Consider the following 25,974-nt stretch of genomic DNA (forward strand, 5'->3'; position numbering starts at 1 on the left):
CTGGTGGCATGAGTGATCCGAACGGGCTGATCCAACCGGGGCGCACCGCGCCCGGTTTCACCCTGCCAGCCACCCCGGACGGGGATCTGCTGGGGCCTCAGCAGTTCCGTGGCCGGCCGGTCGTGCTCGCCTTCTACCCCGCCGACTGGAGCCCGGTCTGCGGTGACCAGATGTCGCTCTACCAGTCGGCGGCTCCCGTCTTCGCCCAGTACCAGGCGGTGGTTCTCGGCCTGTCGGTGGACAGCATCTGGTCACACCGGGCGTTCGCGGAGAGCCGGGGCATCGAGTTTCCCCTGCTGGCCGACTTCGAGCCCAAGGGCGAGGTGGCCCGCAGCTACGGCGCGTACATGTCGAACGGTGAGGCGGCCCGCGCGCTGGTGGTGCTGGACCCGGCGGGGAAGGTGACCTGGAGCTACCTGTCGCCGCCCGACGTCAACCCCGGCGCCGACGGCATCTTCGACGCGCTGGACCAACTCGCCGCCGATCGGAAGGTGATGGCCGGATGAGTACGCCACTGCAGGTCACCGCCCGACTTCGAGACCCGGTGACCACCGACGACCACATCCGGGGGCCGGCCGACGCGGCGGTGACCATCGTCGAGTACGGCGACTTCCAGTGCCAGTTCTGCGGTGCCGCGTACCCGAATCTGCACGAGTTGCTGCGGCAGCGGGCCGACACCGTACGGCTGGTCTACCGCTACTTCCCGATCGCCAACGTGCACCCGTACGCCGAACGGGCCGCCGAGACGGCCGAGGCCGCCGGGGTTCGCGGCCGGTTCTGGGAGATGCACGACTGGCTCTACGAGCATCAGGACCAGTTGGACCCGGTGCACCTCTCGCTCGGCGTCGAGCAGGTCGGGTTGCCGCCGGACGAGTTGAACGCGGAGGTGGAGAACCGTGCGCACGCGGACCGGGTGCGCCGGGACTTCGTGGGGGGCATCCGCAGCGGGGTGAACGGCACCCCGACCCTGTTCGTCAACGGCATCAGGCACGACGGCGGGTACGACCTGCCCGACCTGCTGACGGCCGCGGACGCCGCCGCCAACGCCTGACCCGCTCAGATCAGCCGCAACTCGCGCGCCCGCCGGACCGCTTCGCGCCGGCGGGTCGCGTCGAGTTTGCGGTAGATGTTGCGGACGTGGGTCTTCACGGTGTTCACCGAGAGGGACAACTCGCTGGCGATCTCCACGTTGGACAGGATGCTCTGCAGGTAGCGCAAAATGGTCAGCTCCCGCTCGGTGAGCGGCTCGTCGAGCACGCCTCTCGGCCCGGGGGCCGGCCCGGCGGCGCTCTGTCCCGCGCCGCGCACCAGGTCACTGACCAGCGTGAAGTGCGCGGTGCCCGCGTCCAGGTGCGCGGCCAGCAGGTCCCGCACGGGTGGTTCGGCGCGGGTGAAGACCCTACGGCAGCCCTGCGGGCCGGCCAGGTCCAGCGTCTGCTCCAGGATCCGACCCGCCCGACGCCCGTCCCCGGCGCGCTGGGCCAGCACGGCGTCGAGCAGGCCGGCGTCCAGGCGTACCGGTAGCGGCCAGGCAGTGGCGGCCGGCGCCTGCCAGTCCGGCAGGGTCCGGGCGGCGGTGGCGGCGTCGCCGGCCAGCAGCTGCACCTTCGCCAACGTCACCGCGAGCACCTGGTCGGCCCCCTCGTCGGCGGCGTCGGCCAGCAGGTCACGGGCGGAGTCCAGGTCGCCCCGCGCGGCCCGCAGTTCGGCCTCGGCGGCCCGCAGCAGACCGGTCAGCTCGGCGGCGGACGGCCGGGCGGCCAGCGTCTCCCGGGCCCGGACGAGCAGCCGCTGGCCGGCCGCCGGGTCGCCGGAGTCGCGGTGTAGCTGCGCCCGGCACAGCGCGGCCACCGCCGTCGCCACCGGTTCGTCGGAGACGGTGGCCAGCCAGTCGTCGCCGACTTCGGCGTCGCCGGCCCGGCCGCCGGTCACGTCGAGCGCCGGGAGGGCGAGGGCGAGGTTCGCCGTGGCCTCCTCGGGCTGGTCGCGCAGCAGCGCCACCACGGCGAGAGCCAGGTACGCGTGGCCACAGTCGAGCCGACAGGGCGGCATGCCGAGCGCGTCCCTGGCCGCCTGCTCGGCTGCCCTCAGCTCGCCGCGCACCGCGAGCAGCAGCGCGGCGCGGCTCGCGGCGACCAGCTCGGTACGCGGCCGCCCGGCTTCCCGAGCGGCCGACCGGGCCCGGACGAACCGGGCGGTGGGCAGCGCCCCGTCGGCCAACTCGACCAGCCCGAGCGCGGTGCCGGTGAACGCCCGCAGGTCCAGGTCGTCGGCGGCGCCGCCACCACCGGCCGTCGGGGCGGAACCGGTCGTCCCGGTCGGCAGCCGGGTCGGCGTGGCCTCCGCCGGACGGGTGCGCAGCAGGCGAGCGGCGGCGGCCCGGACCTCGGTGCGGTCGTCGGCGAGCCGGGCCACGGTCAGCTCCAGCGCGGTGACCAACCGCAGGAACCGGTCCCGGCGCGGCACCGGCAGGCCCGCGGCGTGACCCGCCGCGGCCCGCAGGTGACCCTTGGCGGCCGGCAGGTCACCGGCGTACGCGCGCTCGGCGGCGCAGGCCAACGCCACCTCCGGGTCGGCGCGGATCACCTCCGCTGGCGGCGGCGTGGGTGCCGGGGTGTGCACCGGGTCCCGGTCGTAGCGGGTCAACTCCGGCCAGTGCCCGACGAACAGGTCACCGGCCAGGTCCCAGCGGCCGGCGGCCAGGGCGTGCCGCAGAGCGTCGGCGGGCCGGCCAGCGCCCGCGTACCAGTCGGCGGCCCGGACGTGCAGCTCGCGTAGCTCGTCGGCGGGCAACCGGGCGAGGTCGGCGCGGAGCAGGTCGGCGAGCAGGGACTCGTACCGGTACCAGGGCGGCCGGGTGTCCTGCCGGTGCAGCAGACCACCGGTCCCGGCCAGGTCGGCCAGCACCTGCCCGGCGTCGGCCCGGCCGGTCAGCGCCTCGGCCAGGTCCGCGCAGACGGTGTCGACGACGGCGGTACGGCGCAGCAGATCCTCCTCGGCCGGGTCGAGCGTCGCCAGCACCTCCTCGTGCAGGTAACCGGCGATCTCCGGCTGGTCTCCGCCGAACTGCCCCACCCAGCGTTCCGGGTGAGGCTGTCCGCGTACCGCCAGGGCGGCGATGCGCAGCGCGGCCGGCCAGCCGCCGGTGCGCTCCCGCAGCCGGTGCACGGCGGTCGCCGGCAGCGCGGCGCCGTGGGCGGTGAGCAGGTCGGCCACCTCGTCGTCGGTGAACGCCAGCTCGTCCGGGCCGATCTCGGTCAGCTCGCCGGCGAGGCGGAGCCGGTGCAGTGGCAGGTGCAGTCCGGCCCGCGCGCCGATCACCAGGCGGAGACGCCGCCCGGCATGCCGCAGGAGGAACTCCAGGCCGGTCAACGCCGCGGGGTCGGCGACCCGGTGCAGGTCGTCCAGGATCAGCAGCACCGGCCGGTCGGCGGCGGCGAGCGTGGCGGCCAGCGCCTCCAACTGGTCGGGGCGCGGCGGCCGGTCGGGCAACGGCCCGCCCTCCGTCGCCCCGGTCGCCGAACGCAGCGCCGCCGCGAGGTACGCCCACAGCCGGTCGGAGTCGTCGCCGGCCTCCACCGACATCCACGCCGACACCGGGTCGTCAGTCGACGAGACCGACAGGTCGCCCGAGTCGGGCACGATCGCGCCCGGCTCCACGTCGGGCGGCGCGCCGCCCAACCGCATCCAGGAGGCGAGCAGGGTGGTCTTGCCCCAACCGGCGGGGGCAGCCACCAGGGTGACCGGTCCCGCGCTGCCCTCGTCCAACCGGCGCAGCAGGCGGGGCCGGGCGACCACCGGCTCCGGCGGCACGGCCGGCGTCAGCCGGGATGCCAACAGCGGTGGCCCCGGTGCCGGTTCGACGCGTACGTGATCGTGTTCCGGCACCCAGCCCCACCCCCACCACGCGCTCCGCCCCGGTCGGCGAGCGGTTACCCGGCACGGGCCGGTTCACCCCTTCCGGGCGAGCGCGCTTCACCCGGGTGCGACCGAGGATCGGAGGACGTGAACCGGGAGGACGGGTGGTGCCGATGGGACGGCTGGCGCGGGCGGGACCCGCCCTGGGTGGCGCGGCGCTGGCCGGGGCGGCGCGGCTGCTGCGCGTACCCCATCGGGGTGCCCGGCCCGGCGCGGACGGCGACGCTGCCGCGCCGGCCCGGTGGGAGGTGGTGACCGTCGACCGGCCGCCGGAGCAGGTGCTTCCGGAGGGCCGCTGGCCGGAGCCGCTGCGCCGCCTGGACGGGGCGGTCGAGGTGCGGGTGCGCCCGGCGCCCGGTGACCGGGGCACCGAGCTGGCCGCTCGGCCGCTGGCCGGCGTCACTCCGCCCGCCGGGCTGGCCGCGCATCTGGTCGGCGACGACCCGGGTCTGCTGGTCCGCCGGACCCTGCGCCAGATCAAGCAACGGGTGGAGGCCGGTGAGGTGCTCCGCGCGGACCGGTCCGCGCTGGACCGCCCCGAGGTCCACGGGTGAGAGCGCTGTGTTGGGTGACCGCCGGCGAGTTGGCCGTACGCGAGGTCCCCGACCCGGAGCTGCGCAACGAGCGTGACGTCATCGTCCGGGTTCGGCGTAGCGCCACCTGCGGAGGCGACCTGCCGCTGCTGGCCGGCCGGCACCCGCTGCTGCGGCCCGGCGACGTACTCGGCGCGGAGTTCCTCGGCGAGGTGGTGGAGGTCGGCCCCGGGGTCCGCCGACACCGCGCCGGCGATCGGGTGGTCGTCGGCGCGAGCGTGGCCTGCGGCGGTTGCTGGTACTGCCGCCAGGGCCTGCATTCCTGCTGCGACAACGCCCATGCCGACCTGGCCAGCGCCGACCCCGACTGGGCCCGCTCCGACGCCGGCTGTTTCGGCCGGCCCCGGGCGGCGGGCGGTTTCGCGGGCGGCCACGCGGAGTACGTGCGGGTGCCGTACGCCGACGTGAGCGCCTTCCGGGTGCCGGACGCCGTCGACGACTACCGGGCGGTGTTCGCCGCGGACGTGGCGCCGACCGGGTGGCTCGCCGCCGAGTTGGGTGCGGTGCGCCCCGGCGACGTGGTGGCGATCTGGGGCGCCGGGGCGGTGGGTCAGTTGACCGCCCGCGCGGCGGTGCTGCGCGGGGCCGCCCGGGTGCTGGTCGTGGACCGGCACGAGGAGCGGTTGCGGATGGCCGAGCGGCACTCCGACGCCGAGCCGCTCGACTACCGCCGCACCGACGTCGCGGCCGAACTGCGCGACCGTAGCGGTGGGCGCGGGCCGGACGTGTGCGTGGTGGCGGTCGGCACGCCGCCGGCCCGCTCGATGGCCGACCGGTTCGGTGGCCAGCACGCCGACCGACCGGACGCGCTGCGGGAGGCCGTGCACGCGTGTCGCAAGAGCGGCGTGGTGGTGGTGCTCGGCGGGACGGGCGGGTTCGTCGACGCGTTCCCGCTGGGTGCGCTGACCGAGCGGCGGCTCACGCTGCGCGGCGCCGGTCGACCTGATCTGCGGAACGTGCCGATGCTGCTGGACCGGATGGCCCGTGACGAGCTGCGGACCGAACACCTGGCCACCCACCGGCTGCCGTTGGCGCAGGGCCCCGAGGGGTACGCGCTGTTCCGGGACCGGGCCGACGGCTGCGTACGCGCCGTGTTCGCACCGTGACCGCCCTCCTCGTGATCGCTGATCGGTGACCACGAATGGCAGACTCTGAGGATGACTGGCGAGCGAACGTACGACGTGGTGCTGTTCGGAGCGACCGGGTTCACCGGCGGCCTGACCGCTGAATACCTGGCCCGACACGCGCCGGCCGAGCTGCGCTGGGCGCTGGCCGGGCGCAACCCGCAGCGCCTCGCCGCCGTACGGGAACGGCTCGTCGCGATCGACCCGAGCCTGGCCGACCTGCCGCTGCTCACCGCCGACGTGACCGACGCCGACTCCCTGCGGACGGTGGCGGAGGGCGCCCGGGTGGTGGCCAGCACGGTCGGCCCGTACATCCACCACGGGGAGCCGCTGGTCGCGGCCTGCGCCCGGGCCGGCACCGACTACCTGGACATCACCGGCGAGCCGGAGTTCGTCGACCTCATGTACGTGCGCCACCACGCCGAGGCGACCCGCACCGGCGCGCGGCTGGTGCACGCCTGCGGCTTCGACTCCGTCCCGCACGACCTGGGCGTCTGGTTCACCGTCAAGCAGCTGCCCGCCGACGTCCCGATCACCGTGGACGGGTACGTGCGCGCCGGCGGCCGGTTCTCCGCCGGCACCTACCACTCGGCGCTCACCGCGTTCTCCCGTACCGAGCAGGCCAGCCAGGCTGCCCGGGCCCGTCGGGCGGTCGAGCCGCGCCCCACCGACCGGCGGGTCCGGGCGGTGCCCGGCCGGCTGGCCCGCTCGGCGGAGCTGGGGATCTGGACCGTGCCACTGCCGACCATCGACCCGCAGGTGGTCCGCCGCTCGGCGACGGCCCGCCCGGAGTACGGCCCGGACTTCCGCTACCGGCACTTCGCCGCCGTGAAGCGGCTGCCCACAGTGCTGGCCGGCGCGGCCGGTCTCGGCGCGCTGATCGGGCTGGTGAAGCTGCCGCCCAGCCGACGCTGGCTGCTCGGGCGGCTCGCGTCCGGGCAGGGGCCCACCGCCCAGCAGCGAGCGTCGTCCTGGTTCCGGGTCCGGTTCGTCGGCACCGGCGGCGGGCAACGGGTGGTCACCGAGGTCGCCGGCGGTGACCCCGGCTACGACGAGACGGCGAAGATGCTGGCCGAGTCAGCGCTCTGCCTGGCGCTCGACGAGCTGCCGCCGACCGCCGGCCAGCTCACCCCGGTCGCCGCGATGGGTGACGCGCTGCTCGACCGGCTCGTCCGGGCCGACCTCACCTTCCGGGTGCTCAAGCAGGAGACGCGGGAGCCCGCGGCTTGACCCTCAACCGGGTCGAGGGAGCAGGATGCCCAGCGTGAGCGACCTGCACAGCATCGGCGAGCTGGCCCGGGCCAGCGGCCTGACCGTCAGCGCACTGCGCTTCTACGACTCGGCGGGGGTGCTGGAGCCGACCCTGGTCGACCCGGTGACCGGCTACCGCTGGTACACCGAGGGGCAGATCGCTCCGGCCCGGCTGGTGGCCGGGCTGCGCCGGATCGGCATGCCGGTGCCGGAGATCGCCGCCGCGGTACGCGCCGAGCCGGCAGTGGTGCACCAACTGCTCGACGCGCACCTGCGCCGGCTGGCCGACGGGCTCAGTGACGCCCGCCGCGAGGCCGACCGGCTCCGCGCCCTGGTCGACCCGGCCCCGCCGACCGCCACCACACTCCTGGTCACCCCCGCCGCCCTGGCCGCAGCGCTCGACGCGGTGCGCTTCGCCGTCGGCGTCGACCCGGAGCTGCCGATGCTGGCCGGAGTGCTGTTCGACGTGGAGTCCGACGGCGTCCGGCTCGTCGCCACCGACCGGTACCGGCTCGCGCTGGCTCGGGCCGGTGCCGACGTTGACGGGCCGCCGGTGCGGGTGTTCCTGCCGGTGGCTCTGGTCGATGAGCTCCGGCCACTGCTCGACACCGCCGACCCCTGGCCGGTACGGCTGACAGTGGCGGGCACGGACCTGCGGGTGCGGGTGGCCGACCGCACGCTGACCGGCGCCGCCCTGCCGTACGACTTCCCGGACTACCACCGGCTGCTGCGCAAGTCCGTCGGTGAGCGGCCGACCGCGCGCCGGATCCCGGTGGACGTGGCCGCGCTGCGCGCCGCGCTGGCCGACCCGGCGGCCCCCACTGTCGCCCTCGACCACGACGGCACGACCCGGGAGGTCACAGTGCTCGGCGTCGACGACCAGGGCGAGCTGCGGCTGCTTCCCGCCGCCGACCTGGGCACCGACGCGCTGCGGGTCGGGGTGGACGGTGGTTACCTGCTGGACGCGCTGAACGCGGCCGGCGGCCCGCAACTGGTCCTGGAGCTGGATGGGCCGATCGCCCCGCTGGCCGTACGCCGACCGGACGACGCGGACACCTACTCGGTGCTCATGCCGATCCGGCTCTGAGTCGGCGGGCAGCACTCCCCATCCGGGGAGGAAAAGCTCGCGACGGTAGCATCTGGTGGTTCACCTGTGAACCCCGGACGGAGGCGTACGGAGCAGCATGCTCGACATGGAGTTGATCCGGAAGGATCGCGAGGCGGTGGCGACCGCGCTGGCGAAGCGCCTGGATCCCGCCGAGGTCACCCGGGCCCTGGACGAGATCCAGCGGCTCGACCAGGAACGCCGCGCCCTGATCACGGAGATCGACGCTGAGCGGCAGCGCCGCAAGGCCGAGGCCCGGGCGTACGCGCAGGCGAAGCGGGCCGGCGAGGAGCCGCAGGCCGCCGCGCCGGAGGCGGAGCGTAAGCAGCTCGCCGAGCTGGAGTCCCAGCTGGACGAGGTGCAGGCCCGGCTGCGCGACGCGATGAGTGAGCTGCCCAACCTGCCCAGCGACGACGTGGTGGCCGGCGGCAAGGAAGCCAACCGGGTGGTGAAGACCTTCGGCGAGCCGCCGGTGATCGAGAAGGTCCGCGACCACGTGGAGCTGAGCCGCGCGTTGGGCCTGGTCGACTACGAGCGCGGGGTCAAGCTCGGCGGGTCCGGTTTCTGGATGTACACCGGGGTCGGCGCCCGGCTGGAGTGGGCGCTGCTCAACTACTTCGTCGACCAGCACATCAAGGCCGGTTACGAGTTCCTGCTCCCGCCGCACCTGCTGCTGGATTCGGCCGGCTTCGCCGCCGGGCAGTTCCCCAAGTTCTACGACGACGTCTACCACCTGGACTCGGCGTCCGCCCCGCGTGGCCAGTTCCTGCTGCCCACGTCGGAGACGGCGATCCTCGGCGCGTACCAGGACGAGATCCTGGAGACCCCGAAGCTGCCGCTGAAGGCGTTCGCGTACACCCCGTGCTACCGACGGGAGTCGGCCGGCTCGCACTCGGACGAGCGCGGCACGGTGCGGGGGCACCAGTTCAACAAGGTGGAGATCTTCCAGTTCACCCTGCCGGAGCAGGCCGACGCTGCGCTGGAGGAGATGCTCGCCCACGCCGAGAGCCTGGTCGAGGGGCTGGGTCTGCACTACCAGCGCACGCTGCTCTCGGCCGGTGACGCCAGCGCCTCGATGAAGAAGACCCTCGACATCGAGGTGTGGATGCCGAGCACCGGCAAGTACAAGGAGGTGTCGTCGGTCTCCTGGGCCGGCGACTACCAGGCTCGTCGGGCGGCAATCCGTTACCGCGAGCCGGGCGGCAAGCAGACGCGCTTCGTGCACACCCTCAACGGGTCGGCGCTGGCCACCAGCCGGCTCTTCCCGGCCATCCTGGAGCAGTACCAGCAGGCCGACGGCAGCGTCCTGGTCCCCAAGGTCCTCCAGGACCGCCTCGGCACCGACCGTCTGACCCCCCGCTGACCTCGGCCTCTCGCCTCACCCTGTCGATCTTGCAGTTTCGGTTCCCGCGATGCGGGGGTCTGCGTCTTTCGTCGCAACAGAAACTGCAAGATCGCGGGGGCGGCGGGGGTCGCGGGGGCGGCGGGTCAGGGCTGCAGCGAGGAGGAGGGCTGCCAGGGCTGCGAGCAGCAGTGCTGGGCCTGCCGCGTCCAGGGCGTTGGCCACTGTGTGTTGTAGCTGCGACGCCGCTTGGATGACCGGGTCGTGCAGGGCGTCGCGACGGCCGGCGGCCAGGCGTAGCTCGTACCAGCCGTACCAGGCGACGTAACCGCCGGTGACCAGCAGCATCAGGCCACTGAGGCGGGGCACCAGCGCGCCGGCGACGCGCAGCCGGGCCACCAGGCCGTCGCGCAGCAGCGCCACCCCGAGCGCGGCGACCGCGACCACCAGACCCATCCCGAGGGCGTACGCACCGAACAGCGCCAACCCCTGACCGGTCGAGCCGGCCTGGAGGCTGGTCACCACGATGGCCAGGAACGGCGCGATGGCGCAGCCGAGTGACGCCAGCGCGTACGCCGCTCCGAACAGCGCCATCGACGGCCAGGACCGGGTCAGCCGGGGTGCCCGGGCGGACCAGCCGGGGGCGGGCAGCCGCCGACCGGCGAGCAACCAGCAGCCGGCCACCACCAGCAGCACGCCGAGCGTCACGGTCAGCCACGGCAGCCGGGGCCGCAACCAGCCGGCCAGCGGCGCGAGCGCCAGGCCGAACGCGCCGAAAACCAGCACGTACCCCACTGTCAGCCCGGCCGCCGCGGTGAGCGCGCGGCCGACCGCGCCGCGGGTGTCCGACTTCCCGGCGACCAACAGCGAGAGGTACGCGGGCAGCAACGCGAAGCCGCACGGGTTGACCGCGCCGAGCATGCCGGCGGTCAGCGCGAGCAGCAGTGCGGCGGTCACGCCCCGGCCAGTGCGGCGACCTTGGCGGTGAGCGCCTCACCGTCGAGGAAACCGTGGTGGACGACCGCGCCGTTCCGGTCGATGATCACGAAGATGCTCTGCTCGGTCACCTTGAACCGCTTCCAGAGCGCGCCCCTGGTGTCCTCGATCTGGGGCGTCGCGCCGAGGTCGAACTCGGTGACGAACTCCTTCATGGCCTTCCGCTCGCCCAGCCCGGCGACGCCGACGATCGGCACGGTGTCCCGGTACCGGGGTTCGATCTCGGCCACCGTCCAGGCCTGGCTGGCGCAGGTGGCGCACCACGGCGCCCAGAACCACAGCACCACCGGTTTGCCGGCGAGCTGTGCCGCGTCGAACGCGGCCCCACCGAGCGTGGTCCCGGTGAAGCGCAGCACGTCCGGAACCTGCGCCGGAGCGGCGGGTGGCCCGCCGGTCGGGGTGGGCGGGGCACCGGTCGGGGCGGACGACGCATCGGTCGAGGCCGGGGCCGATCCAGCGGCGGCGGGCCCACCCGGCGCGGTGCCGGTACAGGCGGCAACACCGAACAGGGCCACCACGAGCGCCCCGGCGGTGGCGGCACGGCGAAGCTGCCCGGCCCCTGTCCAGCGGCGAAGCTGCCCGGCCCCTGTCCAGCGGCGAAGCTGCCCGGCCCCTGTCCAGCGGCGAAGCTGCCCGGCCGCTGTCCAGCGGCGAAGCTGCCCGGCCCCTGTCCACGCCATGCTGATCCGCATCCGCTTCTCCGTTCCGGTCCGGAAGGGACCCATGCTGGGCCTGACGCTTCGCTACTCGGCCTTGGCGAGTCGGAGAGCCAACTCCGGGCAGACCTTGACCGCCTTCAACGCGCCCTCGCGCAGCCAGGTCGGCACGGGAGTGGCCGGGAAGGCGGGATATCCGTTCGCGTCGAGCCGGATGAAGTCCGGTACGACGTGCGCGCAGAGGCCGTGCCCGTCGCAGCGGGACCAGTCCAGGGTGAGCTTCTGCGGATTCGCGTCGGGTGCGCCCGGCAGCCCCATCGAGCCCTTGACCCGTCGGCCACAGCCGTCGCCGGTGCTGTGCAGCCGCAGGTCCTCGGCGAAGACCTCGATCGCGGAGAGCGCGAACCGGGCGGTGCCGTCGGGGTGGCTGCACGCGCCCCGGCCCTTCACCTCGCCGGCGGCGGCGCGCACCACGTCCGCCGGTTGGCTGCCGGCGACGGCCAGGTCCACCGCGCGGGCCAGGTCCGGCAGGCCCATCTTGCACGGCCCGCACTGCCCGGCGGACTCGCCGGCCAGGTAGCGCACCACCTGGGCGGCCTCACCGAGCGGGCAGGTGTCGACGCCGAGCGGGACGATGATGCCCGCGCCGAGGGTGCCGCCGACGGCGGCCAGGCCCTTGCGGGAGACCTCGGCCTTCTCCGCCGCCTCCGGGGTGATCCACTTGCCGTGGTAGCCGCCCATCAGGATGCCCTGGACGTCCGGCACCTCGCACAGGTCGAGGACGTCGCGCAGCGGCATGCCGGCGGTGCACTCCACCACCGCCGGTCGGCCCGCCGCGCCGGTCACGGTGAGCAGCACGGTGCCCGGCTCGTCGTCGGTGCCGAGCGCCGCGTACTCGTACGGGCCCAGTCGGGCACCGATGGCGAGCTGGGAAAACGTCTCGGCGTTGGACAGCAGGGTGGGTAGGCCGCTGACCCCGGAGTCGCTGGAGCGCTTCTTGGTGCCCGGCGGGATGTGCGGCAGCCCGTTGATCCCGTTGACGAGTGCGCCGCCCTCGCCGGAGATGAACCGGTGCGGCACTGTGACGATCGTCGTCTGCACCGGCATCCGGCGCTCGTCGAGCGCGTCCATCAGTGAGTCCCGGCCGACCCCGTCGTCCGCCACGCCGATCACGATCTCGTCGGCGTCCAGCGCGTACGCGGCCAACGCCGCGCCGTCCAGGATCAGGTGCGGGGCGCGGGTCAGCAGGACCTTGTCCTTCCAGCTGGCCGGCTCCCCCTCGGTGGCGTTGACCACCACCACGGCGGCCAGGTCCTGCCGTTCGCAGGACTCCAGCACCGCGCGCATCTTGCGGGCGAACGGGAACCCCGCCCCGCCCTTGCCCTTGAGCTGCATGCCCTCGGCGAGCTGGAGCAGCTGCGCGGGTTCCATCGGGCCGATCGGTCCGTGCACCTCCTCGTGCGCGCGCAGGTCGAGTCGGCCGTACTCGGCGAAGCCGGCGGTGAGCCGGGGCTCACCCACACAGGCGACAGGTGGCACGGCGGTCCGCATCACTTCGCCTCACCCCGCAGCCCGGCCCAGTACGCCCCGTCCACCGCGTCGGCGCTGGCCTTGCGGCGCTTGGACTTGCCCTCGCCGGCTGCCCGCTTGGCGCGGCGGGATGCCAGGTCGACAAGGGTCGGGGTGTCGTCGACGGGCGGCGCCACCTCGTCCGGCACGTACCGGGCCGGCGGACGCCAGTAGTCCGGCTCCTCGGGCAGGTCGTCCTCGACGCTGTGCCGGCCGCTGCCGCTGCGCGGCGCCGACGAGATCGGGCTGCTGGAGACCGGGCCGGCCGAGATCGGCTCGACGGAGATGGGCTCGTCGGCCTGCCACCGGCGTGGGCTGTCCCACGGCTCCTCGGCCTCGTCGCGGGTCGACCGCGGCGGCGCCGAGTAACGGCTGCCGTCGTCCTCGCTGCGGGACCGGCGACGGGACCGCTCAGCGGTCTGCTCGTCGGCGCGTCGCCGGCCGGTCGGCACGGCCTCGTCGCGGGTACGCGAGGTGCGCCGCCGGGTCACCGGCTCGACCTCCTCCTCGTCCCGTCGACGGATGTCGGTCTCCTCCACGCTGCGGCGGGCCGACCGGCGGGTCGTCGACTCCTCGTCGGCACGTCGGCCGCGCGAGGACCGTTCGGTGTCGCGGCGGGCGGCCGGCTCCTCCTCCCGCCGACGGCGGCTCGGCCGGGCCGGCTCGACGAGGGAACCGGGCTCGGGCACCACCGGGACAGTGAACCGTTCCGGGTCGCGCCGCGCGGCCGGCGCGGCCCAGGTGGCGGTGGTGGTGTCCGCCCAGGCGGGACGCTTGTCGGCGGCCTTCGGGCGCCGACCCAACCCGGCCAGCAGCGATCTGGCGGTCTTGGCCTCCTCGGCCCGGCCGACCATGACCGCGTTGCGCACCGCTGCCTGGTGCTGCTCGCGGCTGCGCCGACCGATGCTGACCGAGAACCGGACCAGCAGGGCCAGCACCACCAGCAGAATGCAGCCCAGGTAGCTGAACGCCACCCAGGGCGCTGCGGCCCGACCGGCGTTGAGGCCGTGCAGCACAGCGAAGGGCCAGGCGAGGTACGCGACGGAGTGCATGGCCCGCCACACCCACTTCGGACCGACGCCGGCGAAGCGTGCGCGGATGATGCCGGTCCAGATCACGCTGACCATCAGTAGCGCCGCCACCGTGCCGAGCCCGATGTAGAGCCCTCGGCCGCCGACGAACGGCACCAGCGCGTCGGTCGCCGCCGCTCGCCCGGTGGCGACCTTGGTGAGGACGTGGAAGCCGAGGCCGGCCACGCCCAGCACGCCGGTGGCCCGGTGCGCCGACTGCATCAGCACCCGGTGCGGGATGCGCAGCACCAGTCGGTCGGTGGCGAGCAGGCCGAGCATCACGGTGAGGCTCAACGCCACCAGGGAGACCACACCGGCGAAGAACTCGGTGAAGAAGAAGCCGTACGCGTACGCCGTCTGACCGACGCCGGTCAGCATGATCGCCGCCCAGAGCGCGGCGAGCACCGATGCGATCAGCAGGGCGCTCGCCGACCGTGACGGGGCGCGCACCCCCCGACTGCTGGCGCTGGTCCGGACCTTCGCCGCCTTCTTGTCCTGCTGTGCCCGGGCCATCTGCTCCTCGATCGTCTCGCGGCGGCGCACCACCGGCCGACCCCTGTCCCCCATCCAGTACGGACCGGCGGGGCGCGCGGATCACCTGCCGAAGGAAATTTCTGGGCCGAAATCGAACCGAGGGGCGCGGCCGTGCGTTGTACCCGTCCAACCCAGCGGTCCGGACAGTGACGAATGTCCATGCATTGACAGTCGCCGCAACACGCTTGTAACCTTTCAGCAAATTTCAGCCAGGCTTGCAAAATTCCGGCAACCCGGCACTCCCCCACCCCGCACCACCACCCCCGCTCCCGCTCCCGCTCCCGTCAGGAGTCCCCATGCACCGACGTCGACGCGGCTCGGCGCTCCTCGCCCTCGGCCTGATCGCCAGCCTGCTCGTCCCCACCGCCGTGACGGCACCCCCGGCCGTCGCCGCCCCGTCCGGCGGCAAAAAGGTCATCGTCCAGCTCTTCGAGTGGAACTGGCCCTCGGTGGCCAGCGAGTGCCAGAGCACCCTCGGCCCGAAGGGCTACGGCTACGTGCAGGTCTCGCCCCCGCAGGAGCACGTGCGGGGCAACCAGTGGTGGCTGGCGTACCAGCCGGTCAGCTATCGGATCGAGTCCCGCAAGGGCACCCGGGCCCAGTTCCAGTCGATGGTGAACACCTGCCACGCGGCCGGGGTCAAGGTGATCGTCGACGCGGTGATCAACCACATGTCCGGTCAGGACAACGGCGGCACCGGCTGGGCCGGCTCGTCCTACTCGCACTACGACTACCCGGGCATCTACCAGACCCAGGACTTCCACCACTGCGGGCGCAACGGCGGCGACGACATCGCCAACTACAACGACCGGTACGAGGTGCAGAACTGTGAACTGGTCAACCTCTCGGACCTGAAGACCGAGTCGGACTACGTCCGCACGAAGATCGCCTCGTACCTCAACGACCTGCTCTCGCTCGGCGTCGACGGCTTCCGGATGGACGCCAGCAAGCACATGCCGGCCGCCGACATCGCCGCCATCAGGGGCAAGCTGTCCCGCTCCGCGTACATCGTGCAGGAGGTCATTTACGGCGCCGGCGAGCCGGTCCAGCCGACCGAGTACACCGGCAACGGTGACGTGCACGAGTTCCGCTACGGCAAGGACCTGGCCCGGGTGTTCCGCTCCGAGCGGTTGGCGTACCTGCGCAACTTCGGCGAGGGCTGGGGGCACCTGCCCACCGGAAAGGGCTCGGTGTTCGTGGACAACCACGACACCCAGCGCGACTCCGGTGGGGTGCTGACCTACCGCGACCGGGGCATCTACGCGCTGGCGAACGCCTTCATGCTGGCCTGGCCGTACGGCTCCCCGACGGTCATGTCCAGCTACACCTTCAGCAACCGGGACGCCGGCCCGCCGTCGGACGGCGCCAACAAGACGCTCAACGCCACCTGCTACTCCGGTTGGGAGTGCGAACACCGCTGGCCGGTGATCGCCAACATGGTCGGCTTCCGCAACGCCACCGAGGGCGCCGGCGTGGCCAACTGGTACGACAACGGCAACAACCACATCGCGTTCAGCCGCAGCGGCAAGGGCTTCCTCACCGTCAACGACGAGGACTCCGCGGTGAACGGCCGCTCCTACTACACGGGGCTGCCCGCCGGTCGATACTGCGACGTCGTCCACGGCACGTACGCGGGCGGCACGTGCAGCGGACCGGTGATCACGGTGGACGGTAGCGGCTGGTTCGCGGCGAACGTGCCGGCGCACGACGCCGTGGCCATCCACATCGGCGCACGAATCTGATTCGCCCGGGGCCTCCGGACGGCGGGTCTCGCCGAACCGGGGGCCCCGAGGCATCCGCCACCATAGAGTGGTTTCGTGTCGTTTGACCGAAAGACTCCGTACCGTCGTCGCGGCCTCTGGGTGGCCGCCGCGATCGGCTTACCCGCGCTGCTGGTGACCGCGCTGCTGGTCGGCCAGGCCCTGACGCCGAGCTCGACGGCCCCCGATGACCGCAACGTGGTGGCAGCCGACCCCACTCCGAGCAGTGTGGAGCAGAGCCCGGAGGAGTCGATCCCGCCGGCCGCGCCCGCCCCGGACGGGCTGCCGGTGGTCGACTACGACCCCGCACCCGGAGGGTTCCCCACCGATCCGAACACCATGGACGTCACACCGCTGGCCGACGGCGTGCACCCGACCAGACGGATCGCCGCGTACGACGCGCCCGGCGGTCGGCCGCGCGCCTTCCTCGAACCGACAATCAGCGGTGTCGAGCTGACCATGCCGATCGCCAAGCGGCGTGCCGGCTGGACGGCGGTCCTGCTGCCCTCGGCCAACCGACGGCTCGCCTGGCTGCCGCCCGGCGGGTTCGAGACGGTGCCGCTGCGCGACCAGATCGTGGTGGAACGCAAGGTCCACCGGCTCACCTGGTACCGGGCCGGCAAGGCGGTGCGCTCCTGGAAGGTCAGCCTCGGCCAGTCGGGCCAGGAGACGCCACTGGGGCGGACCTTCATCCTGGGCCGCACCCCACCGCCGGAGGAGGTCTACGGCGGGGTGGACATCTACGCCCTCGGTTCGGTGCCCGACGACCCGGAGTCGGTGCCGTCCGGGCTGCGCGGCGCGCACATCGGGGTGCACACCTGGTACAACGACGACGAGCTGGGCGAGAACACCACGAACGGCTGTATCCGGCTCACCCGCAGCGGTCAGCGGGAACTGCTCGCCGAGGTCCGTCCCGGCAGCAGCGTCGTGGTGGTCGACCAACTGGCCGCCCCACCGCCGACCGCCTGAGCACCGGCGCGCACTGTCAGTCCCCGAGCAGCCAGCCGTTCTGCTCGGCGACCCGGATCGCGTCGGCCCGGTTGCGGGCACCGGTCTTGCCGATCGCCGCGGACAGGTGATTGCGTACCGTCCCCTCCGAGAGGTGCAACGCCCTCGCCAGGTCGGCGGCGCTGCCACCGCCCCGAGCGGTCCGCAGCACCTCGGTCTCCCGCTCCGTCAGCGGGCTGACCCCGGCGGCCAACGTCTCCGCGGCCAGCGTCGGGTCGACCACCCGCAGGCCGGCGTGCACCCTGCGGACCGCGTCGGCGAGCTGCCGGGCCGGGGTGTCCTTGACCACGAAACCGCTCGCACCGGCCTCCATCGCCCGGCGCAGGTAGCCGGGTCGACCGAAGGTCGTCACCACCAACACCCGGCAGGTCGGCAGCGCGGCCCGCAACGCCGCGGTGGCGGCGATCCCGTCCAGGCCCGGCATCTCCACGTCCAGCAGGGCGACGTCGGGAGCGTTGCGTCGGGCCTCGGGCACCACCTCGTCGCCCCGGCCGACCTCGGCGACCACTGTCAGGTCCTCCTCCAGCGAGAGCAGGGCGGCCAGCGCGCCCCGGACCAGCGCCTGGTCGTCGGCGAGCAGCAGCCGGATCGGCGTGGAACCGCCGCTCACCGGGACTCCCCCGGCGCGTGCACCCGCAGCAGAAAGCCGTCGCCCGCAGGCCGACGGCCGACGGTCACCACCGCGTCCAGCCGCCGCGCCCGCTCCCGCAGGCCGACCAGCCCGTGCCCGCTCGGGTCGGGTGTGGACGGGCCACGACCGTCGTCACTGATGTCGACCCGGTCCGGGTACACCCGGATCACGCAGCACCGCGCCCCGCTGTGCCGGACCACGTTGGTCACCCCTTCCCGTATCGCCCAACCGAACAACCGGTCCCACTCCTCCGGCAGCTCCGGCACCTCGGCCGGTAGGTCCGCCGCGATGCCCGCCGCGGCCAGCGCGGAGCGGGCGCCCGCCAACTCGGCGCCGAGGCTGACCTCGCGGTACGCCCCGACCGTCTGTCGCACGTCGGCCAACGCGGCCCGGGCCAGCGCCTCCACCTCGGCGATTTCGGCGGCGGCCCGGTCCCGGTCGACCTCGATCAGACGGCCGGCCAACTCGGCCTTGATCGCCACCACGGTCAGCGAGTGCCCGAGGATGTCGTGCAGGTCGCGGGCGGCGCGGGCCCGCTCCTCGGCGACCGCGAGCCGGCCGATCTCCTGCTGGGCGGCCCGGAGTTCGCTGTTGCGCTGAGCCAACTGGGAGAACCCGAACATGGCGAACGAGGCGAGCAGCACGGCGAAGACGATGCCCTTCTCCGCCTCCCACCCCGGCACCAGCCAGGACGCCAGCACCGGGGTCACCGCGCAGAGCAGCACGGTGGCCAACGCCTCCCACCGCGGCAGCAGGAACACCGCCGCCGCGGCCACGTAGACCACGGTGGACAGCCAGTCCCCGCCGGTGCCCGGGAGACTGGCCAAGCCCACAGCGAACAGCAGCGCCAACGCGACCCGCGCCCGGCCCACCGGGATCGGCAGCATGGACTGGCGCAGCCTGCGGGCCCACTGGAACAGCAGCACGTAGCCGATGCTGAAGACGACCAGGGCGGCCACACCGAGGATCCGCCGCCACGGCTCCGGTTGGCGCAGCGCGGTGGCGAGCGGCACGTTGAGGAAGAACAGCCAGACCGCAGCCAGCAGCCAACCGGTGAACCGCCAGTGGCGGTTCACCGGCCAGGGCTGCCCGGTGGAGAGGTCCATCGGGTTCACGCTAACGGTCCGGCCGGTCAGACCCGCGCGGTGTCCCGGCGGAACAGCCGGGCCGCGCCGACGCCGAAGACCAGTGCCCAGACGACGAGGTTGACCACCGCCGCCATGCTCACCCCATCGCCGGTGAGGGGAGCGCGAGCCAGCACGCCCATGCCGTACACCGGGGTGAACTTCGCGACCTGCTGGAGCACGTCCGGCAGCACCTCGACCGGGACGAACAGCCCGCCGAACATGGCCAGCACCGCCAGCACGGGGCCGATGATCTGCATGACGTTCTCGGCCGGCGCCAGGTAGCCGATGAACAGACCGAACGCGGCGAAGACCAGCGAGCCGAGCCAGGCGGCGAGCCCGGACAGCAGCCAGACGTACGCCGGGACGCGGACGCCTGCCGCCGCACCCACTACGAACTCGACGACCACCGCGAGCAGGCCGAGGCTCATCGCGGTGATCAGCTTGGTCGCCACGTACGCCGCCGGGCGCAGCGGGGTGAGCCGCAGTTGCCGGCTCCAGCCCAGGGCCCGCTCGGTGGCCACCGCGCCACCGACGCTGGTCGTGGCCACCATTGCCGCGTACACGGCCAGGCTGATCATGATGTACGCCGTCACCGGCCGACCGTTGTCCAGTGACTGCCCACGCTGGGGCAGGCCGAAGATGAGGAAGAAGACGCCCGGCATGATCAGCGTGAAGGCGAGGGTGCGACGGTTGCGCAGCACACGGCGCAGCTCGATGCCCAGGGCGCCGGGAGCGAACCCGCCCAGCGCGGGCAGCCGACGGTCCGGTTCGGTGACAGCGGCGCGGGTGGGGGTGGAGGTGGTCATCTCAGGCTCCGGTCTGCGCTGTGGTCAGGGCGAGGAAGGCGTCCTCGAGGTTGCGGGAGGTGATCTCGACGTCCCGCGCGGCGGTCCGGGTCAGCAGGTGCCGGGCGATGGCGTCCGAGTCGCCGGTCCGCACCAGCACGCTGTCGCCGCGCACCTCCACGGCGTCCACGCCGGGCAGCGCGGCGAGCGCGGCCTGGTCGGCGCCGGGCAGGGTGGCCCGCACGGTACGGCCGGCGGCCAGGTTCTTGATCTCCGCGGTGGTGCCGTCGGCGACGATGCGCCCCTGCCGGACCAGCACGATCCGGTCGGCGTACGCGTCCGCCTCGTCGAGGTAGTGGGTGGCGAAGATGACGGTCCGTCCGCGCCGGGCGTCTCGGCGCAGCGCCTGCCAGAAGTCCCGCCGACCCTCGACGTCCATGCCGGTGGTCGGCTCGTCGAGCACCATCAGGTCCGGGTCGGGCAGCAGGGCCAGCGCGAAGCGCAGTCGTTGCTGCTGACCGCCCGAGCAGCGCCCCACCACCCGGTCGGCGATGTCGGTGATACCGGCCCGCTCCAAGACCTCCGCCGCCGGGCGGGTGTGCCGGTAGAAGTGGGCGGTCATCCGTACCGTCTCGCCCACGGTGAGGTCCTTGAGCAGCCCGCCGGTCTGGAGTACGGCGGCGACCCGACCTCGGGCCACCGCGTCGTCCGGGGTGCCGCCCAGGACGCGGACGGTGCCCCTGTCCGGGCGGGACAGCCCGAGCAGCATGTCGATGGTGGTGGTCTTGCCCGCGCCGTTCGGGCCGAGGAACGCCACCACCTCGCCGGGCTGCACCCGAAGGCTCAACCCGTCGACAGCGGTGACCGCGCCGAAGCTCTTGGTGAGGCCGTCCAACTCGACAGCCGGATGCGTACTGGTCATGCCACTGATGCTCCGGCGCGGCGTACCCCGATGCCCGGAGCGGTCGTCACCTCCCGGCCGTGACATTTGTCAGGGGCCAGACGCCACGGAGAGTGACCTCCGTGCGAGCAAACACCGCGACGAGCGTGATGCCCCTGAGTCATCACGATGCCCCTGTGTCATCACGCTCACTGCCACGTCCGCCCCCGCACGCGACCCGTCGAGGCGAGCAGCCGGCGGAGGAATTCCCGGCACGGCAGCGGGTAACCGCTGCCCCGGATGCCGCGACACCGGGAGGACGCGATGGGTGCCACGCCGCAGGGTCAGGTCGACACGGTCGTGCTGATCCACGGGCTCTGGATGACGCCGCGCAGCTGGGAGGGGTGGGCCCAGCGGTACACCGAACGCGGCATGCACGTCATCGCCCCAGCCTGGCCCGGCATGGACCGGTCCGTGGAGCAGTTGCGCGACGACCCCGGCCCCATCGCCGAGCAGAGCATGGCCACGATCGTCGCGCACTACGACAAGATCATCCGGGCGTTGCCCCGACCGCCGATCATCATGGGGCACTCGTTCGGCGGCCTGTTCGCCCAGGTCCTCGCCGACCGGGGTCTCGGCGCGGCAGTGGTGGGGGTGCATCCCGCAGCGATCAAGGGGGTGCTCAAGGTGCCGCTGAGTCAGCTGCGCTCGGGCTTCCCGATCCTGCGCAGCCCCGCCAACCGCAGCAAGGCCGTCCCGTTCACGGAGGACGACTTCGCCTACACGTTCGGCAACGCGATGAGCCGCGAGGACTCCGACCGGGCCTGGCAGCGCTACGCCGTCCCCGGCGCCGGGCGGGTCTTCTTCGAGGGCGCGTTCGCCAACCTCGACCCGCGCTCGCCGGCCCGGGTCGATTTCGGGCGTAACGACCGGGCCCCGCTGCTGCTGATGGCCGGCGAGGTCGACCACGTGGTGCCGGCGTCGGTGGTCCGCGCCAACGCCGGGCTCTACCAGAAGTCCCGGGCCCTCACCGCGTACGAGCAGTTCGCCGGCCGATCGCACTTCACCGTCGGGCAGGGCGGCTGGGAGCCGATCGCCGACTACGCGCTGGACTGGGCGCTGCGCGCGGCGGCCCTGCCCCGGGAGGCGACAATCGCCAGCGAGGCCCCCCGCCGCTGACCCCGGTTGCCGTGATCAGGTGATGAGAAACAGCTCTGGAATGCCTCTGACAGCTGTTTCTCATCGCCTGATCACGCAAGACCACGCTGGCGGTGCGGCATGTCGGCGTCCTGGCGGGGTACCTCTGTGCGATGAGGGCCAGTTTCCGGCTTGGCCGGGTCGCGGGAGTGCCGGTCGGCGTCAACTGGAGCGTGCTGGTCATCTTCGCGTTGATCGCGTGGGGGTTGGCCGCGAACCAGTTTCCCCGTTCGTACCCGGACCGCTCGCCAGTGGCGTACCTGCTCGCCGGCCTGGCTGCGGCGGTGGTGTTCTTCGTCGGCCTGCTCGCCCACGAGGTGTCGCACGCGGTGGTGGCCAAGCGCAACGGGCTGGAGGTCGACGGCATCACGCTGTGGCTGTTCGGCGGTGTCGCCGAGTTGCGGGGCGAGCCGCGTGACCCGGGCGCGGAGTTGCGGATCGCGGGTGTCGGCCCGCTGGTCAGCCTGCTGATCGGGGCGTTCTTCGGTGCCATCGCGGCGGTGCTCGCGCTGGCCGGGCAGGGCGGGCTGCTGTTCGGGGCGGTGGCCTGGTTGGCGGGCATCAACGTGCTGCTGGCCATCTTCAACGTGCTGCCGGCCGCGCCCCTGGACGGTGGCCGGTTGCTGCGCGCCGCGGTCTGGAAGGCCACCGGGGACCGGACCCGAGCGTCAGTGGTCGCCGCCCGGGCCGGCTGGGTGCTGGGTGTGCTGCTGATCGGCCTGGGGTTGTGGCAGTTCCTGTCCGGGGTCGGTTTCGGCGGGCTCTGGCTGGCCCTGATCGGCTGGTTCCTGATCGGCGCGGCCGGGATGGAGGAGCGGCAGGCCCGCACCGGCACCGCGTTGCGCGGAATTCGGGTGGGCGATGTGATGACCCCGCAGCCGCAGACCGCCTCGGCGCAGATGACGGTCGCGGACTTCGTCGACCACTACCTGTTCGCGTACCGGCATTCGGCGCTGCCGCTGACCGAGGACGGCCGACCGATCGGCCTGGTCACCGTCGACCGGGTGCGGGGCGTGCCGCCGGAGCGGCGGGCGTCGACCACGCTGGCCGAGGTGGCCTGTCGAGCCGACGAACTGGTGCTGGCCCAGCCCGGTGAGCAGCTCAACGACCTGCTCCCCCGGCTTTCCGAGTGCGCCGACGGCCGTGCTCTGGTGGTGACCGAAGACGGCCACCTGGCCGGGATCGTCTCCCCCAGTGACATCAGCCGCGCCGTCCAACGCAGCACCCTCCGCACCCCCACCCCCTCCCGTTGATCATGGAGTTGGCGGCGCGACACGCCGGCCTCGGCACCGCCAACCTCATGATCAACGGAAGGGGCGCGGGGTCAGGAGTGGGGGCAGGTGTTGCGGTACTCCTGGATGGTTGCCGAGGCTGGGGGTGCGGGGCAGAGGAACTGGTCGTAGCGGGTGTCGTCGTCCACGAAGCGCTTCAGCCAGGAGATGCTGTACTTGGCGACGGTCACGTTCGTCGAGGTGGGCGCGGAGTGGCTGGCGTTGTTGAGTTCGAGGTACGCCTTGTCCAGCGTGGACGGCAGGCTGGTGTAGAAGGGCTCCGAGTGCGACGAGACCGGCGCCACCGAGTCGTTCTCCGCGCCGACCACCAGCGTCGGCACCCGGACGCCGGACCAGTTCTTGACGGTGTGCCAGCCGGTCAGCGGGATCGCGGCCTGCAACTGCGGTCGTGAGTTCGCCGCCGAGAGGCTGCCGCCGCCGCCCATCGAGTGCCCCATCACGGCGAGCCGGTTACGGTCGATCCGGGTACGCACGCCGCTGGTGTTGGTGAGGTAGTCCAGGGCTGCCAGCAGTTGCGTGCCCCGGCTGGCCGGCTGGTCGTAGCGGGACAGCGTGTCGATCGTGATCACCACGAAGCCCTGCGAGGCGAGGCGGGGCCCCAGCCAGGCCACGCTGGACTGGGTGGCGGTGTAGCCGGGTGAGATCGCCACCGCACCGAAGGTGCCCTCGGCGGTGCTGGTCGGGTAGTAGATCGTTCCGCCCCGGAAACCACTGACGCTGGAGGCGGCGACGGTGCTCTGGGCGATGGCGAACGCGCCCCGGCTGGCCTCGATGCTGGCCACGGTGGGGGCCGGGCCGCGCTCGTACGGGCTGGCGGCGGCGTGGGCGGCCGGCGCGGCGCCCAGTCCGGTGCCGAGCACGGCCAGGGCGAGCGCCCAGCGCAGACCGCGGCGGGGGCGCGGGGCGACTGGCTCGGGGGTGATGGCGGGTACGGGCTGCATGTCTCGCTCCGGGGGGTGGAGCCGACGGTCCCGGGACGGGGACCGGACGATGAGACTCATCGACAGGCATCAGTGTCTGTCCCGTGTCTTCCACCACACCAATCCCAGCCGCCCCATGCCACCGCGCTATGGCACGCGCTCGGTCAGCGGGGGAAGTAGCGGTCCAGGGCGTCGGTGCGGAATTTGGCCTTCGGGTCCAGGTCGGCCAGGAGCGCGGCGAAGTCGGCGTAGCGCGGGTAGCGGGCGGACAGCTCGGCCGGGTCGGTGACGAAGACCTTGCCCCAGTGTGGGCGGGCCGCGAAGGGCGCCAGCCGCTCCTCGACGGCGGCCACCACGGGCAGCACCGCTGCGGTGTCCTCGATCCAGGTGAAGTGCAGCACGAAGCTGTCCCGCCGGTAGTTCGGGCTGAGCCACAGCTCGTCGGCCGCCACCGTCCGCAGCTCGGACACCAGCAGCACCGGGGCGATCAGATCCGCCAGGTCGTCCAGCGCGGCGAGCGCGTCCGCCGCCGCCGTCCGCGCGACGTGGTACTCGGACTGCAGTTCGTCGCCGCTGCTCGGTGTGAAGCCGAGCTTGAAGTGCGGCAGCCGCTCGTGCCACGGGCCCGGCTCGCCGAGCTGCGGGGTGCAGTTCTCCGCCGGCATGCCGAGCACCGGGTGCCGGGGCTGGTCGGCCGCGGTGGTGCCCAGCCAGTCCGCCGGGGGTGGCGGCTGGTCCGCCAACTGCTTGCGCCACACCTCGCGCAGCCGGGGCTCACGGAAGTCGGTGAAGACACTCACGCTGTACGCCGAGCCGAGCGCCTCGTCCAACGCCGTCCGGTCCAGGTCGAGGCGTACGTACTGGCGCAGCGCGAAGGTCGGCACGACGTCCAGGGTGACGCGGGTGACCAGGCCGAGCGCGCCGAGCCCGACCACCATGCCGGCGAACGTGTCGGTGTCGCGGTCGACCCGGAGCAGATCGCCGTCGGCGGTGACCAACTCCAGGCCGGCGACCGTGCTGGCCAGGTTGCCGTGGGTCTGGCCGGAGCCGTGGGTGGCGGTGGCCACCGCGCCGGCCACCGAGATGTGCGGCAGCGAGGCGAGGTTCGCCAGCGCGTACCCCTGGGTGTGCAGCTGTCGGGCGACGTCGCCGTAGCGCATCGCGCCGCTCACGGTGACCTGCCCGCGCTCGTGGTCCACCTCGACGACCGGGGGCAGCCCGGCGAGGCTGACCAGGTCACCGTCGGTGTCGCCGATACGGTTGAAGGAGTGCCCGCTGCCCACCGCGCGGATCCGGCTGCTGCCGGCGACGAGCCGGCGTAGTTCGTCGACGGAGGTGGGGCGGTGGAACGCCTTCGCGGCGTACCGCACGTTGCCGGCCCAGTTGCGGCGCGGAACGTCAGTGGTCGACGCGGCGTGCGATCCCTGCGCGGTCATGTGGCGGTCTCCCGATCGGTGCTCTGGTGGTCGGCCAACGCGGCGACGAGGGCACCCAGGACGGTATCCGTCTGGAACGTGTTGTAGCCACGCTGGGCGATCGGCAGCCCGGCCCTGGTGGCGCGTTCGATCTCCCCCCGGGCCGCCTGCCGGGCTGACGTGTCCCCGGACATCAGCGCGTCCTGGCCACGTCGGATCAACCGGTCGACCCGGTCCATCTGGTAGCCACGTAGACCGACCGTAAGCTCCGGTGCCTCGAAGGCGGCGCGGCGCACCGCGAGCAGGTCGACGAACCGGTCGCCGGCATAGCGGGTCAACGCGGCCGACACCTGCTCGGGCTGCTCACGGACCTGGTCGAGGACGAGCAACTCGACTGCGGCTCGGCCGTCGAGCGGATGGCGGGCGGTCACCAGCTCACGGGGCACACCCTGCACCGGCACCATCAGCAGTCGCGGCGGTTTCGCGTAGCCGTCGCGGCGGGGCGGCTCGTCGAGGACCAGCGCGTCGACCTCGTCCCACCGAATCTCCCGGCGCAGCCCGGGACGCCGGATGCTGAGCCCTTCCGAGTGGATCCTGAACCGGAACGGCCGCATCGCGCTGACCAGCGCCACCGCGCCGAGCGCGATCGCCCCCACCGCGATGATCGTCCGTAGCAGGGCGCCGTCGCTGGGATAGACCAACAGCAGCACTCCACCGAGTACGCACACCAGGGCGAGCGCACGGGCCCCCCGATTCCGGCGCAGTTCCACGCTCGGACCCCCGTTTCATGACCGTGGCGTC

At 73.3% G+C, this 25,974-nt stretch carries 23 protein-coding genes; 11 read left to right on the forward strand and 12 right to left on the reverse strand.

What is annotated here, in order from left to right:
• Nucleotides 1-8 precede the first annotated feature (8 nt).
• Both ACFYP0_RS13190 and ACFYP0_RS13195 read left to right on the forward strand, forming a co-directional pair.
• Nucleotides 9-506: a redoxin domain-containing protein gene (locus tag ACFYP0_RS13190; RefSeq protein ID WP_124861309.1), complete on the forward strand. Its 498-nt coding sequence runs from the start codon at nucleotides 9-11 to the stop codon at nucleotides 504-506.
• Nucleotides 503-1,051 (forward strand): DsbA family protein, encoded by a 549-nt coding sequence (locus tag ACFYP0_RS13195; protein WP_091409221.1) that lies wholly within the window; start codon nucleotides 503-505, stop codon nucleotides 1,049-1,051. The genes ACFYP0_RS13190 and ACFYP0_RS13195 overlap by 4 nt, the downstream gene beginning before the upstream one ends.
• A 5-nt stretch (nucleotides 1,052-1,056) precedes the next feature.
• Here the strand turns inward: ACFYP0_RS13195 and ACFYP0_RS13200 are convergent, their stop codons facing one another.
• The gene (locus tag ACFYP0_RS13200; RefSeq protein ID WP_355494093.1) at nucleotides 1,057-3,888 is read right to left on the reverse strand and encodes a helix-turn-helix transcriptional regulator; all 2,832 of its coding nucleotides are present in this window, start codon (nucleotides 3,886-3,888) and stop codon (nucleotides 1,057-1,059) included.
• A gap of 143 nt (nucleotides 3,889-4,031) precedes the next feature.
• On the opposite strand from ACFYP0_RS13200, the gene ACFYP0_RS13205 reads away from it, so the two are divergent.
• The 5 genes from ACFYP0_RS13205 (at nucleotide 4,032) to serS (ending at nucleotide 9,354) form a co-directional block, all read left to right on the forward strand.
• Nucleotides 4,032-4,472 (forward strand): hypothetical protein, encoded by a 441-nt coding sequence (locus tag ACFYP0_RS13205; RefSeq protein WP_386995808.1) that lies wholly within the window; start codon nucleotides 4,032-4,034, stop codon nucleotides 4,470-4,472.
• A complete protein-coding gene (locus ACFYP0_RS13210; RefSeq protein WP_355494091.1) occupies nucleotides 4,469-5,617 on the forward strand; it encodes an alcohol dehydrogenase catalytic domain-containing protein in 1,149 nt (382 codons plus the stop codon). The genes ACFYP0_RS13205 and ACFYP0_RS13210 overlap by 4 nt, the downstream gene beginning before the upstream one ends.
• Nucleotides 5,618-5,668: 51 nt before the next feature.
• Nucleotides 5,669-6,865 (forward strand): saccharopine dehydrogenase family protein, encoded by a 1,197-nt coding sequence (locus ACFYP0_RS13215; protein WP_356977249.1) that lies wholly within the window; start codon nucleotides 5,669-5,671, stop codon nucleotides 6,863-6,865.
• Between the two features lie 25 nt (nucleotides 6,866-6,890).
• Nucleotides 6,891-7,973, forward strand: coding sequence for a DNA polymerase III subunit beta family protein (locus ACFYP0_RS13220; RefSeq protein WP_355494089.1), 1,083 nt, complete (start codon nucleotides 6,891-6,893; stop codon nucleotides 7,971-7,973).
• 97 nt (nucleotides 7,974-8,070) lie between these two features.
• Nucleotides 8,071-9,354 (forward strand): serine--tRNA ligase, encoded by a 1,284-nt coding sequence (serS, locus tag ACFYP0_RS13225; protein ID WP_124853442.1) that lies wholly within the window; start codon nucleotides 8,071-8,073, stop codon nucleotides 9,352-9,354.
• A gap of 15 nt (nucleotides 9,355-9,369) precedes the next feature.
• Here the strand turns inward: serS and ACFYP0_RS13230 are convergent, their stop codons facing one another.
• Genes ACFYP0_RS13230 through ACFYP0_RS13245 form a run of 4 tightly spaced genes read right to left on the reverse strand, consistent with a single transcriptional unit; the run spans nucleotide 9,370 to nucleotide 14,170 of the window.
• Nucleotides 9,370-10,290 carry a cytochrome c biogenesis CcdA family protein gene (locus ACFYP0_RS13230; protein WP_386995812.1) on the reverse strand — a complete coding sequence of 307 codons (921 nt, stop codon included), beginning with the start codon at nucleotides 10,288-10,290 and terminating at the stop codon, nucleotides 9,370-9,372.
• Nucleotides 10,287-11,021, reverse strand: a complete 735-nt coding sequence (locus ACFYP0_RS13235) for a TlpA family protein disulfide reductase (RefSeq protein ID WP_386995814.1) — start codon at nucleotides 11,019-11,021, stop codon at nucleotides 10,287-10,289. Before ACFYP0_RS13235 ends, ACFYP0_RS13230 begins: the two co-directional genes overlap by 4 nt.
• A gap of 51 nt (nucleotides 11,022-11,072) precedes the next feature.
• A complete protein-coding gene (locus ACFYP0_RS13240; RefSeq protein ID WP_208740771.1) occupies nucleotides 11,073-12,536 on the reverse strand; it encodes an NADH-quinone oxidoreductase subunit NuoF family protein in 1,464 nt (487 codons plus the stop codon).
• The gene (locus ACFYP0_RS13245) at nucleotides 12,536-14,170 is read right to left on the reverse strand and encodes a hypothetical protein (RefSeq protein ID WP_386995816.1); all 1,635 of its coding nucleotides are present in this window, start codon (nucleotides 14,168-14,170) and stop codon (nucleotides 12,536-12,538) included. Before ACFYP0_RS13245 ends, ACFYP0_RS13240 begins: the two co-directional genes overlap by 1 nt.
• A 284-nt stretch (nucleotides 14,171-14,454) precedes the next feature.
• On the opposite strand from ACFYP0_RS13245, the gene ACFYP0_RS13250 reads away from it, so the two are divergent.
• Together ACFYP0_RS13250 and ACFYP0_RS13255 are read left to right on the forward strand one after the other, a co-directional pair.
• Nucleotides 14,455-15,900, forward strand: a complete 1,446-nt coding sequence (locus ACFYP0_RS13250) for an alpha-amylase (RefSeq protein ID WP_355494085.1) — start codon at nucleotides 14,455-14,457, stop codon at nucleotides 15,898-15,900.
• Nucleotides 15,901-15,975: 75 nt separating this feature from the next.
• Complete coding sequence (locus ACFYP0_RS13255; protein ID WP_386995819.1) at nucleotides 15,976-16,887, forward strand: L,D-transpeptidase; 912 nt, start codon at nucleotides 15,976-15,978, stop codon at nucleotides 16,885-16,887.
• 16 nt (nucleotides 16,888-16,903) lie between these two features.
• Here ACFYP0_RS13255 and ACFYP0_RS13260 read toward each other — a convergent pair whose 3' ends face one another.
• Genes ACFYP0_RS13260 through ACFYP0_RS13275 form a run of 4 tightly spaced genes read right to left on the reverse strand, consistent with a single transcriptional unit; the run spans nucleotide 16,904 to nucleotide 20,391 of the window.
• Nucleotides 16,904-17,536: a response regulator transcription factor gene (locus ACFYP0_RS13260; RefSeq protein WP_386995822.1), complete on the reverse strand. Its 633-nt coding sequence runs from the start codon at nucleotides 17,534-17,536 to the stop codon at nucleotides 16,904-16,906.
• Nucleotides 17,533-18,663 (reverse strand): sensor histidine kinase, encoded by a 1,131-nt coding sequence (locus ACFYP0_RS13265; protein ID WP_386995824.1) that lies wholly within the window; start codon nucleotides 18,661-18,663, stop codon nucleotides 17,533-17,535. Before ACFYP0_RS13265 ends, ACFYP0_RS13260 begins: the two co-directional genes overlap by 4 nt.
• Nucleotides 18,664-18,689: 26 nt before the next feature.
• On the reverse strand, nucleotides 18,690-19,490 hold the full coding sequence (locus ACFYP0_RS13270; protein ID WP_355494082.1) for an ABC transporter permease: 801 nt from the start codon (nucleotides 19,488-19,490) through the stop codon (nucleotides 18,690-18,692).
• Between the two features lies 1 nt (nucleotide 19,491).
• Nucleotides 19,492-20,391, reverse strand: coding sequence for an ABC transporter ATP-binding protein (locus ACFYP0_RS13275; RefSeq protein ID WP_091409175.1), 900 nt, complete (start codon nucleotides 20,389-20,391; stop codon nucleotides 19,492-19,494).
• 282 nt (nucleotides 20,392-20,673) lie between these two features.
• On the opposite strand from ACFYP0_RS13275, the gene ACFYP0_RS13280 reads away from it, so the two are divergent.
• Both ACFYP0_RS13280 and ACFYP0_RS13285 read left to right on the forward strand, forming a co-directional pair.
• Entirely contained in the window at nucleotides 20,674-21,528 is an 855-nt protein-coding gene (locus ACFYP0_RS13280; RefSeq protein WP_386995827.1) for an alpha/beta hydrolase, read from the forward strand.
• A 131-nt stretch (nucleotides 21,529-21,659) separates the two neighbouring features.
• Entirely contained in the window at nucleotides 21,660-22,799 is a 1,140-nt protein-coding gene (locus ACFYP0_RS13285; RefSeq protein ID WP_386995830.1) for a site-2 protease family protein, read from the forward strand.
• A 71-nt stretch (nucleotides 22,800-22,870) separates the two neighbouring features.
• Here the strand turns inward: ACFYP0_RS13285 and bdeA are convergent, their stop codons facing one another.
• From bdeA to ACFYP0_RS13300, 3 genes are all read right to left on the reverse strand, one after another.
• The gene (gene bdeA, locus ACFYP0_RS13290; RefSeq protein WP_386995832.1) at nucleotides 22,871-23,779 is read right to left on the reverse strand and encodes a bis(hydroxyethyl) terephthalate hydrolase; all 909 of its coding nucleotides are present in this window, start codon (nucleotides 23,777-23,779) and stop codon (nucleotides 22,871-22,873) included.
• Nucleotides 23,780-23,922: 143 nt separating this feature from the next.
• On the reverse strand, nucleotides 23,923-25,194 hold the full coding sequence (locus ACFYP0_RS13295) for an FAD-binding protein (RefSeq protein ID WP_386995835.1): 1,272 nt from the start codon (nucleotides 25,192-25,194) through the stop codon (nucleotides 23,923-23,925).
• A complete protein-coding gene (locus ACFYP0_RS13300) occupies nucleotides 25,191-25,943 on the reverse strand; it encodes a hypothetical protein (protein WP_386995837.1) in 753 nt (250 codons plus the stop codon). Before ACFYP0_RS13300 ends, ACFYP0_RS13295 begins: the two co-directional genes overlap by 4 nt.
• Nucleotides 25,944-25,974: the final 31 nt, after the last annotated feature.

Origin of the sequence: Micromonospora arida (assembly GCF_042873195.1) — a bacterium.
Lineage (GTDB): Bacteria > Actinomycetota > Actinomycetes > Mycobacteriales > Micromonosporaceae > Micromonospora > Micromonospora arida.

Excerpts from the sequence above, each read along its gene's own strand:
- ACFYP0_RS13190 (WP_124861309.1), top strand. The coding sequence starts at position 9 with ATGAGTGATCCGAACGGGCTGATCCAACCGGGGCGCACCGCGCCCGGT.
- ACFYP0_RS13195 (WP_091409221.1), top strand. The coding sequence starts at position 503 with ATGAGTACGCCACTGCAGGTCACCGCCCGACTTCGAGACCCGGTGACC.
- ACFYP0_RS13205 (WP_386995808.1), top strand. The coding sequence starts at position 4,032 with ATGGGACGGCTGGCGCGGGCGGGACCCGCCCTGGGTGGCGCGGCGCTG.
- ACFYP0_RS13215 (WP_356977249.1), top strand. The coding sequence starts at position 5,669 with ATGACTGGCGAGCGAACGTACGACGTGGTGCTGTTCGGAGCGACCGGG.
- ACFYP0_RS13220 (WP_355494089.1), top strand. The coding sequence starts at position 6,891 with ATGCCCAGCGTGAGCGACCTGCACAGCATCGGCGAGCTGGCCCGGGCC.
- serS (WP_124853442.1), top strand. The coding sequence starts at position 8,071 with ATGCTCGACATGGAGTTGATCCGGAAGGATCGCGAGGCGGTGGCGACC.
- ACFYP0_RS13235 (WP_386995814.1), bottom strand. The coding sequence starts at position 11,021 with ATGCGGATCAGCATGGCGTGGACAGGGGCCGGGCAGCTTCGCCGCTGG.
- ACFYP0_RS13240 (WP_208740771.1), bottom strand. The coding sequence starts at position 12,536 with ATGCGGACCGCCGTGCCACCTGTCGCCTGTGTGGGTGAGCCCCGGCTC.
- ACFYP0_RS13250 (WP_355494085.1), top strand. The coding sequence starts at position 14,455 with ATGCACCGACGTCGACGCGGCTCGGCGCTCCTCGCCCTCGGCCTGATC.
- ACFYP0_RS13265 (WP_386995824.1), bottom strand. The coding sequence starts at position 18,663 with ATGGACCTCTCCACCGGGCAGCCCTGGCCGGTGAACCGCCACTGGCGG.
- ACFYP0_RS13270 (WP_355494082.1), bottom strand. The coding sequence starts at position 19,490 with ATGACCACCTCCACCCCCACCCGCGCCGCTGTCACCGAACCGGACCGT.
- ACFYP0_RS13275 (WP_091409175.1), bottom strand. The coding sequence starts at position 20,391 with ATGACCAGTACGCATCCGGCTGTCGAGTTGGACGGCCTCACCAAGAGC.
- ACFYP0_RS13280 (WP_386995827.1), top strand. The coding sequence starts at position 20,674 with ATGGGTGCCACGCCGCAGGGTCAGGTCGACACGGTCGTGCTGATCCAC.
- ACFYP0_RS13285 (WP_386995830.1), top strand. The coding sequence starts at position 21,660 with ATGAGGGCCAGTTTCCGGCTTGGCCGGGTCGCGGGAGTGCCGGTCGGC.
- bdeA (WP_386995832.1), bottom strand. The coding sequence starts at position 23,779 with ATGCAGCCCGTACCCGCCATCACCCCCGAGCCAGTCGCCCCGCGCCCC.
- ACFYP0_RS13295 (WP_386995835.1), bottom strand. The coding sequence starts at position 25,194 with ATGACCGCGCAGGGATCGCACGCCGCGTCGACCACTGACGTTCCGCGC.